This is a genomic window from Campylobacter sp. CNRCH_2016_3089 (assembly GCF_025772505.1).
Taxonomy (GTDB): Bacteria; Campylobacterota; Campylobacteria; order Campylobacterales; family Campylobacteraceae; genus Campylobacter_D; species Campylobacter_D lari_D.
The window spans coordinates 1-13,805 of record NZ_JAKMSF010000019.1 but is presented as its reverse complement, the minus strand read 5'-3'; the positions used below and the strand labels follow the sequence as shown (position 1 = coordinate 13,805).

Here is a 13,805-nt window from a genome sequence, read left to right as displayed (position 1 = left end):
TTGTAATTGATTTAAAAAATAGCAAGATTTTAAAAGCAATACAAGAGAGATGTTTTAAAGAATTTGGGTAATGTAACTAGGTTTAATAGATATATGCTTTTAAAACAAGGTTTTACAAATCCAAATTCACAAGATGAAGTTTTATATGATGATATTAAATCAATAACATAGATTGATATAAAGGTTTATATCAATCTGGATATAAATTTTAAATAAAATTTACCAAGAAGCTTTTTTATAAAGACTATATATTTTTTAAAAAAGTATTTTTAAACCAAAGTTTTTACTATGATAATAAAACCTATCATTTAAGAAATTAAACTTAAAAAATGAAAATTTGATTATCAAAATTCCTAGTGATTTTTCAAAGCTTTAGAAAATATTATAAAGTATGATAATAGCTCACATAGTATAATTAGTTTTATCTATGAAAAAGATTTATACCTAATATATAATTTAGGTGTAAAATAAATTATTATTATGGTTGTTTATATAATATACAAAAAGCTATTTTTGAAAATATAAAAACTCTTTTTTAATATTTTGAATATAATTTGCCAAAAAAACACTCGGGAGTAAAAAATAAATGGTGGATTTAGCAGGACTCGAACCTGCGACCAACCGGTTATGAGCCGGTTGCTCTAACCAACTGAGCTATAAATCCGCCAGAAGTTAAAATAAAAATGTTATTATATCTTTATTTCCTTAATTTAAATTTAGAATTTTATTTTTACCGCTTTTTCTATTGCTAAATATCTAAAGGTTATTAAATTTTGTAAAATTCCAAAGAAAATCATAAAGGTAGCAAAAGAACTCCCCCCATGGCTAAAAAATGGCATAGGTATACCAACAACAGGGGCAAAACCTATGGTCATTGATATATTTACCGCTACATATATGAAAATAAATAAAGCAATGCAATTTGTCACTACTCTTGTAAAATAATCATCTTTGAGCTTATAATTTAAACTCAATAAATGAAAAATGAGTAAGGTGTAAAGTAGTATGATTACAACTGCACCGATAAAACCAAATCTTTCAGACAAATATGCAAAGATAAAATCACTCGTAGAAATAGGTAAAAATTTAAAATGTGTTTGTGTAGCTTCATCTGCTTTTTTTCCGCTCAAACCACCGCTTCCTATAGCGATGATGGATTGTTTTACATGGTAACTTGGCTCCTCAGCTAAGAAATCATGAATTCTTTGTTTTTGATAAGGCTTTAAAAAATCACTATAAATAATAGGTGAGGCTATGGCTATAGCTAAAAAAATACTAAGCCAAATTTTATAATTTACCCCTATGATAAAAAGCGTTCCAAAGCCTACTATTAAAAGCACTAAAGCTGTTCCTAAATCAGGTTCTCCTGCTATAAGTAAAAATGGAAGCAAAATATAAAAACTTAGCTTTAAAAATTGTTTTAAGCCATAGCCATTAGGCGGTGGAGGATTTTGATAAATCAAATAAGCTAACATTAAAATAAAAGAGGGCTTAAAAATTTCAGAAGGTTGTATGGTAAAATGCGTAAAAGGTATTTCAAGCCATCTTCTAGCTCCAAGTTTTTCAACACCAAAAATATCCACACTTAAAAGTAAAGCTATATTAATCCAATATAACACAGGTATAAGCCACATTAGTCTTCTTAAGGGTAAAAAGAAAAAAAACGCAAATCCTGCAAAACCCACTAAAGTATAGATAAATTGTTTTTCAGCTAAGCGCGTATTTGCCTCATAAATTAAAAGAAAAGATATAGCTATGATAGGTAACACTAAAAGAGGTTGTACAAAGTCAAAATGTGTTAAAATTCTTCTATCGAGTTTTATCAAAGCTACCCTTTTTTTATAAAATATTACATAATTATATGCTAAAATTGCAAATTTTATCACAAGGAAATATAATATGCTAAAAATTTCATCACTTTGTGAAGAAAGATTGGATGTTTTTTTATCAGATATACTTAAGCAAAGTCGTTCGCAAGTTGCTAAACTAATCAAAGAAAACTGCATATATATTAATGAAAAAATAGAAAATAAAAGTTCTAAAAAAATAAAACAAAAAGATGAAATAAGTATTTTTTTACCTTTAGTAAAAGAAGCCAAAGAAAGCTACACGCCTGAGTTTGATGTAGAAATTTTATATGAAGATGATGATGTTTTGGTTTTAAACAAAGCTCCTAATGTTGTCGTGCATGGTGCAAGTAGTGTTAAAGAAGCGACTTTGGTGGATTGGCTTTTGCATAAGGGCTATGCTTTATCAAATTTAAATGGAGAACATAGAGCAGGGCTTGTGCATAGACTTGATAAGGGCACAAGTGGAGCTATCATCATAGCTAAAAACAATCAAGCACATCAATTTTTAGCAAATCAGCTTTTGGATAAAAGCATGGGTAGATTTTATCTTGCTTTGAGTGAATTGCCTTTGAAAAATGATAAAATGAGTAATGAAAAAGCTATTATGCGTTGTCCTAGCAATAGGCTTAAAAAAATTACTACAAATACTAAAAATCCTTTAGCAAAAAATGCAAAAACAGATTTTATAAATTTATTAAGCGCTAAAAATTGCTCTTTGATAGCTGCTAAGTTATACACAGGAAGAACTCATCAAATCAGGGTGCATTTAGCAGATTTTAATCGATATATTTTAGGAGATCAATTATACGGATATAAAGGAAAAATAAAGTATAATAGAGTAATGCTTCATGCGTATTTGATTTATTTTATTCATCCTAGGACTAAAGAGTTGATGTTTGTAAAAGCTCCTATGTTTGATGATTTTTATCAAATTTTAAAAGAAAATTTTACACAAGGAGAGATAGATGAAAAAACTTCATTGGATTATCTTAAGTTCTGCTTTAGCTTTTAGTGCTTGTAGCGTAAGTTCACCGCAAATTGCTCAAGTAAATGATACTTTACCAAAAATATCAAGTATTAAAAGTATAAGTGATATTACAAGTATAGCGTTTGAATGGGAACCTTTGTATGATCAAAATATAGCAGGTTATTATATTTATAGAGCAAATGCAGCTGGTGCACCTATGGAGCTTATAGCAAAAATCAAAAATAAATTTCAAACTCACTATACTGATACAAATTTAGCACCAAATACAAGATATTATTATTCTATGAAAACCTTTAATGAACTTGGACAAGTTTCTCAAGATGGTGTAAGTATAGAAGCTTTTACAAATAGAGTGATTGATCCAGTGCCTTTTGTGCAAGCTATTGTTGGTTTGCCAAATCGTGTAAAAATAGTTTGGAGACCACACCCTGATGTAAGAGTAAATTCATACATCATTGAGCGTGCAAATATGAAAGATATGAAATTTAAAGAATTAGCTAGAATCAAAAATCGCTTAAGTGCTGAATATATAGATGATTCGCTAAAACCTGATGAAAGTTTTCAATATAGAATCATAGCTTTAACTTATGATGGTATTAAAAGCACTCCAAGTAAAATAGTAGAATCAACTACCAAAGCCCTTCCTCCTATGGTAAGTAATTTACAAGCAAGTAAAGACGCACCAAGAAAAATTATTTTAACTTGGGATAAAATTGATTATGCTGATTTTGCTTATTATAAAATTTATTCAAGTTCAACTACTTTTTTACCTTTTAGTGTGGTAGCTAAAACTTCTGAAAATACTTATGAAGATGTGGTTAAAGGTGTGGCTGAAAAAAGATATTATAAAGTTAGTATGGTCGATAAAGATGGCCTAGAAAGTCCTATAGCAAGTGAGCCTGTGGAAGGTATTACCCTAGGAGCACCATTAGCGCCAAGTATTGTTTTGTGTGCTGTTGAAGATGATGGTATTAGAGTAGAGTGGATTGATAATGATGATAGAGCTAAAGAATACATAGTTAAAAGAAGTGGTGGTGGAAGTAATGCTGTGTTTAAAGAGATTAAATCTAAACAATTAAAAGATATTACTGCAGCTCCTGGAAAAGTATATAGTTATGAAGTTATTGCTATCGATGCAAATGGCATAGAATCAAAAGCTTCTGATAAATTTACAGCAGTAAAATAATGCCAAATTTTAAGTGTAAAATTTTAAAAGAAATTCAACTTCCTTTTGAAAAAGATGGAGTTGAATTCTTATGGCTTGCTAAAGGTGAAAATGTTGATTTGCTTTTTACGCGTATAAACCAAGAAAAATTTTTTTTACAAATTAAAAAAGATGAAAAAAGTCAAGAATGGCTTATAAAGGGTGAAAAACATACTAAGCCTTCGCAAATTGGGTATTTGCAAAAGGCTTTACTTGTATTTAAAGAAAATTTTACTCAAGATGTAGTTTGTGAAGCTGTGGCGCTAAAACACACAAGGTTAATCCAAAAAACACCTTTAATTGCTAATGATTTAAAAGAAATTTTAGAACAAATAAAAAATAAAAAACAAATTTATATTGAAATAGGTTTTGGAAGCGGTAGACATTTGCTTTATCAAGCTAGGCAAAATCCTAATGTACTGATAATTGGTATAGAAATTTACACTCCTGCATTAGAACAAGTAGCTAAACTTGCTTTAAGTGAAAATTTAAACAATGTTTTATTAATAGAAACTGATGCAAGATTATTATTAAGCGTACTTGAATCTAATCTTGTGGATAAAATCTTTTTGCATTTTCCTGTTCCTTGGGATAAAAAGCCTCACCGTAGAGTAGTGGGGTTAAATTTTGCAAATGAATGCGCTAGGGTTTTAAAAGAAGATGGACAATTTGAACTTAGAACGGATAGTTTTTTGTATTTTGATTTTACTTTGGAGACTTTTTTAACTTTCTCACATTTAAAAGCTTTAATCAAAAAAAATGAAAATTTAGAAATTTCAAGTAAATATGAAGATCGTTGGAAAAGACAAAATAAAGATATATATGATTTAATCATTAGTGGTTTTAGCAAGAGTAAAAGCTTGAATAAAAATCAAAAATTTGCTATTGAGGATTTAAAATTAAATACAAAAGAATTAGCTTGTATAAAAAAGAATTTTAAAAATGAAGTTTTTAAAGGCGAAGATTTTTTCTTGCATTTTGAAAAAATGTATATTAAAGATGAAGAACTTGTTATTAAAATAGCTTTTGGTGCTTTTTATAAACCTGAACATGTTTATATAGTATTAAACTTACAAAAGATAGAATTTATCTTTGAGCAACCTTTTAAAACTAAAGAAAATTTAAAAGCTATAGAAAAATTAAGAGAAATATTGTATTCTTATATTAAATAATAATGATTTAAATAATTATCAAACAAATGATAAGGAAAAAGCAGTGATGATAGAAGCCAAAAAGCTTTGTCTTGGTTATGATGAGCTTGTTATAGAAAATGCTAGTTTTTCGCTAAAAGATAATGATTTTGTTTTTATCACAGGAAAAAGTGGTAGTGGAAAATCAACTTTGTTAAAATCTTTTTATGGGGATTTGGAGCCAATAAGTGGAAATTTAAAGGTTTGCAATAATGATTTAGTGGATATTTCTAATGCTGAACTTTTGCAGCTTAGGCAAAAAATAGGAATTATTTTTCAAGATTATCGTTTGGTTCAAGAATTTAGTGTAGAAAAAAATGTAATGTTACCTTTGATGATTAAAGGTTATAGTAAAAATGTATGTAAAGAACAAGCTGCAAAGCTTTTAAAGCATGTAAATTTAACTTTCAAAGCTGATAAAAAGCCAGCTCAACTTTCAGGTGGAGAGCAGCAACGCGTGGCTATGGCAAGAGCCCTAGCACATAATCCAAAATTACTCTTATGCGATGAGCCAACGGGAAATTTAGATGAGTATTCTTCAGATATTATATGGACTTTATTAAAATCAGCTAGAGAAATACTTGGAACTTGCGTGGTAGTTGTCACACATAGAATTCCTACTAATTTAAGACTTGATTATCGTCGTTTTAATATAGAAAATGGGAGAATGAATGAAATCTTTTAAAAATCATCTTTCTTTGATATTTGCTTTAATGGTGATGATGTTTGCTTTTGAGTTTTTGATTATCACAAATAAAACTATTGAATATTATGAAAAACTTTTAAATAAAGACTATAATATCATTTTAGTAGGAAAAACTCACTTAGATAAAAAAAGCATAGAAGAGCAGGTTAGTCATTTTCAGTCTTTAGAAATTTTAAATCCAAATGAAATGATAGATAGACTTAAAAATGATATATCAGCTAAAAACATAGAGGTTTTAAAGGCTACATTGCCAAAATTTTATACTTTGAAGCTTAATAAGCTTTTGTCAGAAGATGAGTTAAACATTTTAAAAGATAAACTTTTAAAAAATCCTAACATTACTAGAGTGGAGACTTTTGCAAAAACGCATACAAAAATTTATAAACTTTTAGTTTTAGTGAAATTTTTATTATGGTTTTTCTTGTTTATTATAATATTGCTTAGTTTTGTATTATTGCTTAAACAAATGAAAATTTGGCTTTTCGAGCATACTCAAAGAGTGGAAATCATGTGCTTGCTTGGTGCCCCATTTTGGTTTAGATCTTTTATGCTTTATAAGATAGTTTTTATTGATTGTTTTATAGCATTTTTATTGCTTGTATTATTTTTTACCCAAGTTTATGATCTTGAATCCATTAAACTAGCTTTACAAAGTGTAGACATTAGCTTACCTAAAATAAGTATTTTCACGCATTTATTTTTGATTTTTTTAGCAATGCTTTGTGTTTGTTTTGCTTGTGTGAATTTTGTGATGTTTAAGGTTAGAAAATGAAAAAATGCTTTTTGCTTTTTTTATTTTCCTTTTCTGTTTTATTTGCAAATGAAATTGCACAAAAGCAAAAAGATATTAAAGAAAATGAACGCATAGTAAAGCAATTATCTAAAAAATTAGAAGATTTAGCTAGTGAAATTTTAGATAATGAGAAAAATTTAAAAAAAATTGCTTCAGAAATTAGCACCTTAACTTCAAAAACTTCTAAACTTGAAGGATCTGTAAAAACTCAAATAAAAGCATTAGAGCAGCTTAATGCACAAAATAAAGATCTTTTGCAAAATAAAAATAAGATCGAAGGAAAAATAATTGATTTAATTGCTAAAGATTTTGCTTATGATTTAGCAATCCCTAAAAATTATATTGAAAGTGAAGATAGTATTATTGCTTTGGAGTTAGTTGGGGTTTTGGATAAAATTTTCAAAGAAGAATTTTATCAAATTTCAAAAGATTATGAAGATGTGAGCAAAAAAATAGAAGAAAAGCAAAGACAAATTACTACAATTAATAATAATTTAAAAGTTTATAAAGATCAAATTGATGAGCTTAAAAATCTTAGAAAAAAACAAGAGCAAGAAATAGCTAAACAAAAAACTGATAAAGAAATTTATACTAGAAAACTTTCTAATTTGCAAGCCCAACAGCAAGAATTAAGAAAAACACTCAATAAATTAAAAATTATCAAAGAAAAAGAAGAAGAAAAATTAGCACAAAAAAAGGATGATCAAAAGCCAAATTCAAACATAAAACAAGTGGGTTCAAGCTATCAAACAAGCAGTGTTAAGCGATATAATGGTCCTAAGACAATAGCTCCTTTAGAATCTTACACAGTAAAGCAAAAATTTGGAAATTATATAGATCCTATTTATAATATTAAGATCTATAATGAAAATGTAGTTTTAAAAAGTGATAGTGCTAATGCTGCGGTAAGAAATGTCTTAGATGGAAAAGTAGTCTTTGCAAAAGCAACTCCAACTTTAAAGCAAGTTGTGATTGTTGAAAATAAAGATGGTATACATACTATTTATGCACATTTAGATAAAATTGCTCCTGGGGTTAAAGTAGGTAGAAATATCAAGAAAGGTTATATTATAGGTAGGGTTGAAAGTGATTTAACTTTTGAAGTAACCCAAAAGAATTTTCATATCAATCCTTTGGAAATGATTAAATAAATTAGTTTTTTTTAATGCGAATTTTGATATAGTTTTAAATCAAAGGAGAAATTTAATGAACAATAAAAGAAAAAGAGTATTGGTTAAATTTTCTGGAGAAGCTTTGGCTGGAGAAAATGGATTTGGTATAGAAAATTCTATTTTAAAATATATAGCTTCTGAGATAAAAAGTTTGATTCATGAAAATGTTGAAGTAGGTATTGTAATAGGTGGTGGTAATATCATTAGAGGGGTATCTGCTGCAAGAGATGGACTGATAAAAAGAACAAGTGGCGATCATATGGGTATGCTTGCTACTGTAATTAATTCTATAGCTATGCAAGAAGCATTAGAAAGTGCTGGACTTGATGTGAGGGTTCAAAGTGCTATCCAAATGGAAGCATTTTGCGAAACATATATTATGAGAAGAGCACATAGACATTTAGAAAAAGGACGCATAGTTATTTTTGCTTGTGGTACTGGCAATCCTTATTTTACTACAGATACTGCTGCAACTTTAAGAGCGGTTGAAATTCAAGCAGATATGATCATTAAAGCAACTAAGGTAGATGGAATTTATAATAAAGATCCTAAAAAATTTGATGATGCTATTATGCTTAATGAGTTAAGTTATGAAAGAGCTTTACATGATAATATAAAAGTTATGGATGATACGGCAATAGCCCTAGCTAAAGATAATGCTTTACCTATTGTGGTATGTAATATGTTTAAAGAAGGAAATTTATTAAAAATTATCCAAGGCGATATGAGCTTATGCTCTATTGTTAAAAATCAAGATTAAAGGTAAAAAATGAGAGTAGAACAAATAGCTGCAAAGGCATTAAAAAAATTAAAAGATGATAGATATAAATTAGCTCTTGTAGTAGCTAAAAGAGCTGAAGAGCTTGCAAATGGCGCAGAGCCTTTAGTAAATTTAGATAAAAATAAATATAAATATACTGATATTGCTTTATATGAAATAGCAGAAGATAAAATCGTATTAGAGGGATTTATTGAAGCTGGTAAATGATGAGTTATTGCTAGATAAACTTGTTGATGATGTAAAAAATTGCAAGGATTTACAAAGAGCAAAAGAAATTCTTTTTATGGTTTTTCCACAATCTGCTGTTTTGGAAAAAGCAGTGGAGTTTTGTATCCAAAAACACGAAGGACAATTTAGAAAGAGTGGAGAACCTTATGCGGTTCATCCTATATTAGTAGCTTCTTTTGTAGCTTTTTTAAGTCCTATACAATCTATGATTATAGCCGCATTATTACATGATGTATTAGAAGATACAAATTGTAATGAAGAAGAGTTAAATGCAAATTTTGGCGAAGAAGTAACAAAATTAGTTCAAGGTTTAACTAAAATAGTTAGTATTAGAGAAGATCATCTTACTCATTCTAATTCCAATGAGAAACTTGCAAAATCTGCTCTGACTTTTAGAAACATGCTTTTAGCGGGTGTTGAAGATGTGAGTGTGCTTGTAATAAAGCTTTGTGATAGATTGCACAATATGCTTACTTTAAATTATTTACGAGAAGATAAGCAAAAAAGAATTAGCGAAGAAACCTTAGTGGTATATGCACCTATAGCCCATAGACTTGGAATTTCAAGTATAAAGAATTTACTTGAGGATTTAAGTTTTAAATTTTTGCTTCCTGATGAATATGCACAAATTGATAATTATATAAATGCAAAAGATCAACAAATTCAACTTGGATTTAATGAATTTATTTCAAAAATAGAAATGTTATTTTTGGAAAATGGGTTTAGACAAGGTAGTTTTGTTATACATAAAAGAATTAAACATAATTATTCTATTTATTTAAAGATGCAAAGAAAAGGTGTGGGGCTTGATGAAGTTTTAGACCTTTTGGGTGTAAGAATTTTGGTTGAAAAAGTTTATGATTGTTATTTGGCTTTGGGAATTTTACATACGCATTTTAATCCTTTGATTTCAAGATTTAAAGACTATATAGCCTTGCCAAAACAAAATGGTTATCAAACCTTACATACAACACTTTTTGATGCAAAAAATATCATAGAGGCTCAAATTCGCACCTTTGATATGCATAAAACTGCTGAATTTGGCGTTGCAGCACATTGGAAATATAAAGAAGGAAATATTGCAACACCAAATTTAGATTGGCTTGAAGATATTTCTATGCATGGTAAAGAAGAAGGAAATAATATACAAGATTGTGATGCTATTGAGCTTTATGAATATGCAAAGGATAGTTTATATATTGAGGATATAGCAGTATATTCTCCTAAAGGTGAAATTTTTACCTTACCGCGTGGAGCTACGGCTTTGGATTTTGCATATGAGGTTCATACTAAAGTAGGACTTCATGCAAAAACCGCCTTTGTGAATCGTATGAGAGTCCCGCTTTTAACTGTGCTTAAAAATGGAGATATAGTTAGTATTGAAACTTCAGAAGAAGAATTTTTTAGATGCTCTTGGATAGATAGTGTTAAAACAGGAAAAGCTAGAGCTAGTATAAGAGATTTTTGTAAGCAAAAGAAAAAAGAATTAAACAATAAAATTGCCATTAATCTTTTATCTACGGCATTTAATAAAGATTCTAAACTTATAGAAGAATGGCTTGAAAAAGAAAAATTTAATAAAAAGCTCAGACAAATTGCTTTAGATTTTAATTATTTTAAAGAGGTAATTATAGCTCTTAGAAAATATGTAGGACAAAATCAAGCAGCTAAATTTGAACAAAATGAACAAAAATTTGAAAGCATAGTGATTGGTTCTAATTATAAAATAACTACGATTAATTTTGATTATTGTTGTAGACCTAAAAGAGGAGATGAAATCATCGCTTTTAGACATTCAACTAGTGCTACAATACACCATAAACTTTGCGAACAAGCAATGAAGATGATAGAAGATAACAAAGAAATGGTTTTTGTTTCTTGGAATGATAGCTCGATAAAAAGTTACAAAATCATTGTTTCTATAGAAAATAAAAAAGGCTCTTTAGCGGATTTTCTAACTACTTTGGCTAAAATGCAGATTAATGTTTTAAGTATTAATTCAGCCGATTCAGAGCCTGTGGTGGCAAATTATTTTGAAGTGCAAGTTGAATTACCTAATAATATAGATGTTGAAAATGCAAAAGAAAGATTAAAAGCTAGGTATAAGATTTTAGATTTTACATCTTTAAATGATGCATATAATAATCACTAAAAAAGGTTTTATAATGAATATTGAAGAAATTATTAAAGAAATTAAAAGAGGAATAGCAGAAATTATTGATGAGGAAAGATTGATTTCTTTGGTAAAAAATTATTATGAAAAAGGCGAAAACTTTTTTGTAAAAGCTGGTTTTGATCCTACGGCCGCTGATTTGCATTTGGGTCATACTGTAGTTTTAAGCAAGATGGCTTTACTTCAAAAGCATGGAGCTATAGTGCAATTTTTAATAGGTGATTTTACTGCTCAAATAGGCGATCCAACAGGAAAAAGTGTCACAAGAAAAAAACTTGATAAAGAAGAAGTGCTTAAAAATGCTAAAACTTATGAAGAGCAAGTTTTTAAGATTTTAGATCCAAGTAAAACTCAAATTCATTTTAATTCTAAATGGCTAAATGAGCTTGGTGCTGCTGGTATAGTAGAACTTACTTCGACTTTTAGTGTTGCTAGAATGCTTGAAAGAGATGATTTTACTAAGCGTTTTAAAGAGCAAAGTCCTATATCAATTTGTGAGTTTTTATATCCACTTTTACAAGGTTATGATAGCGTTGCATTAAAAAGTGATATAGAAATGGGTGGAACGGATCAAAAATTTAATCTTTTAATGGGTAGACAGCTTCAAAGAGTATATAATTGTCAAAAAGAACAAGCGGTGATGATGATGCCATTGCTTGAAGGTCTTGATGGTGTAAATAAAATGAGTAAAAGCTTAGGAAATTATATCGGTGTAACAGAAAATGCTAAAGATATGTATGCTAAGGTTTTGAGCATAAGTGATGAGTTGATGTTTAGATATTATGAGCTTTTAAGTGAAAAAAGCTTAAATGAAATTTCGCAAATAAAAGATGATATTAAAAATGGCTCATTACATCCTAAAAAAGCTAAGGAAAATTTAGCTTTAGAAATAACAGCTCGTTTTCACTCAAATGAATGTGCTTTAAAAGCCAAGGAAGAATTTGACAAAGTTCATAGTGCAAAAGAGCTTCCTAGTGATATGCCAAGTTTTACTTTAGAAGGTAGTATTTGGCTTGCAAAAGCTATAGTGGAATGTAAAATGGAAAGCTCTACTTCGGCTGCTAGAAGATTGATTAGTTCTAATGCAGTAAGTATTAATGGAGAAAAAGTTCAAAATGAACAATACCAACTAGAAAGTGGAGAATATATTATACAAGTTGGAAAAAGAAAATTTGCAAAATTAAAGGTAATATAATGAGTTTTAAAGCTTTAAAAATTGGAAAGCATGAGATAAAATATCCTATTTTTCAAGGTGGAATGGGGCTTGGTATAAGTTGGGATAAGCTTGCTTCTGCAGTTTCTTTAAATGGTGGTTTAGGGATTATTTCTTCAGTGGGAACTGGGTATTATGAAAATAGAACACATATAGATAAAGAACTTAATGCAAAACCTTATGGTAGTGATAATTTTTACTCAAAAGCAGGCTTAAAAGCTTTGATAGATAATGCTAGAAAGGTTTGCAAAGACGCACCTTTGGGCTGTAATATTTTATATGCAAGTAATAATTATGCGCAAATTGCTCGTAATGCTTGTGAGGTTGGTTTTAATGTGATAGTTTCAGGAGCAGGACTTCCTACAAATTTACCTGAATTTACACAAGATTATCCTGATGTTGCTTTGGTACCTATTGTATCATCAGCTAAGGCTTTAAAAATTATTTGTAAAAGATGGCAAAGTAGATACAATCGCTTACCTGATGCAGTTATAGTTGAAGGACCAAAAAGCGGCGGACATCAGGGTTTTACTTATGAGCAATGTTTAATGGATGAATATCAATTAGAAAATGTGGTGCCACAAGTTGCGCAAGAAATTAAAAATTGGGGCGACATACCGCTGATTGCTGCAGGTGGAATTTGGGATAAGCAAGATATAGAAAAGATGATGTCTTTAGGAGCAAGTGGCGTTCAAATGGGAACTCGTTTTATAGGAACTTTTGAGTGTGATGCGAGTGATGATTTTAAACAAGTATTACTTGATTGTAAAAAAGAAGATATTGAGCTTTTAAAATCCCCGGTTGGTTATCCTGCAAGAGGAGTAAGAACTAATCTTTTAAATTTAGTAGATAAAAGAATGGGGCCAAAAATTTCTTGTGTGAGCAACTGCGTTGCACCATGTGGTAGAGGCAAGGAAGCTACTAAAGTAGGTTATTGTATAGCGGATAGATTATACGATGCTTGGAGTGGCAAAAAAGAAACAGGTTTATTTTTTACAGGAGCTAATGGATATAGATTAGATAAACTTATTAGCGTAGAAGAACTAGTGAAAAAATTAGTTTATGGTGAAGATGCTTAGAATATTTTTTATTTTTTTATTATTTTATATTGGTGTTTTTGCTAATGTAGAGGTTAAAAAATTTGATCAAAACTTTTTAACCTCTAATGCAGAAGAAAAATTGCAATTACATCAACAACTAAAATCTTTATATATACAAAGCGTAATTAATGATAATAATGAAGAAAAAAATGAGATTTTAAAAAGATTAATCATTAGTTCAAATTTTTTAGGTTTTGATGATAAAGCTTATGTGCAAGAGCTTAAAGAAAGCGGAGTAAATGAAGAAGAAATTTCGCGTTTAAAAAATGCTTTAAAAGTTATACAAGATCAAAAAATAAAAAAAGAGCTAGTAAAAAACGAAACTAATACTACGGCTTTTACTAATAAAAAAGAAGATAAAAAAGAAGATAAAAAAGAAGATAAAAAAGAAGATAAAAAAGAAGATA

Annotated in this window: 12 protein-coding genes, 1 tRNA gene and 1 pseudogene; 12 read left to right on the top strand and 2 right to left on the bottom strand. The window is 29.0% G+C overall.

All coding sequences use genetic code 11. The annotated features are described in order from the left end of the window. Window positions 1-587: 587 nt before the first annotated feature. Window positions 588-664: transfer RNA gene (locus tag L8W69_RS08820), tRNA-Ile, on the bottom strand. 52 nt (window positions 665-716) lie between these two features. Continuing rightward, a complete protein-coding gene (locus L8W69_RS08815; RefSeq protein ID WP_087700555.1) occupies window positions 717-1,826 on the bottom strand; it encodes an FtsW/RodA/SpoVE family cell cycle protein in 1,110 nt (369 codons plus the stop codon). A 73-nt stretch (window positions 1,827-1,899) separates the two neighbouring features. Between L8W69_RS08815 and L8W69_RS08810 the strand changes: the two genes are divergently transcribed. The 12 genes and pseudogenes from L8W69_RS08810 to L8W69_RS08755 all read left to right on the top strand — a co-directional run. Next, a complete protein-coding gene (locus L8W69_RS08810; RefSeq protein ID WP_220566342.1) occupies window positions 1,900-2,862 on the top strand; it encodes an RluA family pseudouridine synthase in 963 nt (320 codons plus the stop codon). Next, window positions 2,816-4,024, top strand: a complete 1,209-nt coding sequence (locus L8W69_RS08805; RefSeq protein WP_220566341.1) for a ferrous iron transporter A — start codon at window positions 2,816-2,818, stop codon at window positions 4,022-4,024. The genes L8W69_RS08810 and L8W69_RS08805 overlap by 47 nt, the downstream gene beginning before the upstream one ends. Then, window positions 4,024-5,214: a tRNA (guanosine(46)-N7)-methyltransferase TrmB gene (gene trmB / locus L8W69_RS08800; protein ID WP_263660620.1), complete on the top strand. Its 1,191-nt coding sequence runs from the start codon at window positions 4,024-4,026 to the stop codon at window positions 5,212-5,214. Before L8W69_RS08805 ends, trmB begins: the two co-directional genes overlap by 1 nt. 46 nt (window positions 5,215-5,260) lie before the next feature. Next, window positions 5,261-5,917: a cell division ATP-binding protein FtsE gene (locus L8W69_RS08795; protein ID WP_039625813.1), complete on the top strand. Its 657-nt coding sequence runs from the start codon at window positions 5,261-5,263 to the stop codon at window positions 5,915-5,917. Then, the gene (locus L8W69_RS08790) at window positions 5,904-6,710 is read left to right on the top strand and encodes an ABC transporter permease (RefSeq protein WP_263659928.1); all 807 of its coding nucleotides are present in this window, start codon (window positions 5,904-5,906) and stop codon (window positions 6,708-6,710) included. Before L8W69_RS08795 ends, L8W69_RS08790 begins: the two co-directional genes overlap by 14 nt. Then, on the top strand, window positions 6,707-7,882 hold the full coding sequence (locus L8W69_RS08785) for a murein hydrolase activator EnvC family protein (RefSeq protein ID WP_133319252.1): 1,176 nt from the start codon (window positions 6,707-6,709) through the stop codon (window positions 7,880-7,882). Before L8W69_RS08790 ends, L8W69_RS08785 begins: the two co-directional genes overlap by 4 nt. A 55-nt stretch (window positions 7,883-7,937) precedes the next feature. Beyond that, entirely contained in the window at window positions 7,938-8,663 is a 726-nt protein-coding gene (gene pyrH / locus L8W69_RS08780) for a UMP kinase (protein WP_133319251.1), read from the top strand. A gap of 9 nt (window positions 8,664-8,672) precedes the next feature. Beyond that, window positions 8,673-8,891, top strand: coding sequence for a DNA-directed RNA polymerase subunit omega (locus L8W69_RS08775; protein WP_133319250.1), 219 nt, complete (start codon window positions 8,673-8,675; stop codon window positions 8,889-8,891). Continuing rightward, window positions 8,875-11,064: a RelA/SpoT family protein gene (locus tag L8W69_RS08770; protein WP_133319249.1), complete on the top strand. Its 2,190-nt coding sequence runs from the start codon at window positions 8,875-8,877 to the stop codon at window positions 11,062-11,064. Before L8W69_RS08775 ends, L8W69_RS08770 begins: the two co-directional genes overlap by 17 nt. 13 nt (window positions 11,065-11,077) lie before the next feature. Next, window positions 11,078-12,280, top strand: coding sequence for a tyrosine--tRNA ligase (gene tyrS, locus L8W69_RS08765; protein WP_263661284.1), 1,203 nt, complete (start codon window positions 11,078-11,080; stop codon window positions 12,278-12,280). Beyond that, the gene (locus tag L8W69_RS08760) at window positions 12,280-13,377 is read left to right on the top strand and encodes a nitronate monooxygenase (RefSeq protein ID WP_263666946.1); all 1,098 of its coding nucleotides are present in this window, start codon (window positions 12,280-12,282) and stop codon (window positions 13,375-13,377) included. The genes tyrS and L8W69_RS08760 overlap by 1 nt, the downstream gene beginning before the upstream one ends. Then, window positions 13,370-13,805: pseudogene (locus L8W69_RS08755) on the top strand (N-acetylmuramoyl-L-alanine amidase); the annotation flags it as partial. The gene L8W69_RS08760 and the pseudogene L8W69_RS08755, both read left to right, overlap by 8 nt.

What these genes read in the sequence shown, in the direction of transcription:
- L8W69_RS08810 (WP_220566342.1), top strand. Translation starts at nt 1,900, where the DNA reads ATGCTAAAAATTTCATCACTTTGTGAAGAAAGATTGGATGTTTTTTTA.
- L8W69_RS08805 (WP_220566341.1), top strand. Translation starts at nt 2,816, where the DNA reads ATGAAAAAACTTCATTGGATTATCTTAAGTTCTGCTTTAGCTTTTAGT.
- trmB (WP_263660620.1), top strand. Translation starts at nt 4,024, where the DNA reads ATGCCAAATTTTAAGTGTAAAATTTTAAAAGAAATTCAACTTCCTTTT.
- L8W69_RS08795 (WP_039625813.1), top strand. Translation starts at nt 5,261, where the DNA reads ATGATAGAAGCCAAAAAGCTTTGTCTTGGTTATGATGAGCTTGTTATA.
- L8W69_RS08790 (WP_263659928.1), top strand. Translation starts at nt 5,904, where the DNA reads ATGAAATCTTTTAAAAATCATCTTTCTTTGATATTTGCTTTAATGGTG.
- L8W69_RS08785 (WP_133319252.1), top strand. Translation starts at nt 6,707, where the DNA reads ATGAAAAAATGCTTTTTGCTTTTTTTATTTTCCTTTTCTGTTTTATTT.
- pyrH (WP_133319251.1), top strand. Translation starts at nt 7,938, where the DNA reads ATGAACAATAAAAGAAAAAGAGTATTGGTTAAATTTTCTGGAGAAGCT.
- L8W69_RS08775 (WP_133319250.1), top strand. Translation starts at nt 8,673, where the DNA reads ATGAGAGTAGAACAAATAGCTGCAAAGGCATTAAAAAAATTAAAAGAT.
- tyrS (WP_263661284.1), top strand. Translation starts at nt 11,078, where the DNA reads ATGAATATTGAAGAAATTATTAAAGAAATTAAAAGAGGAATAGCAGAA.
- L8W69_RS08760 (WP_263666946.1), top strand. Translation starts at nt 12,280, where the DNA reads ATGAGTTTTAAAGCTTTAAAAATTGGAAAGCATGAGATAAAATATCCT.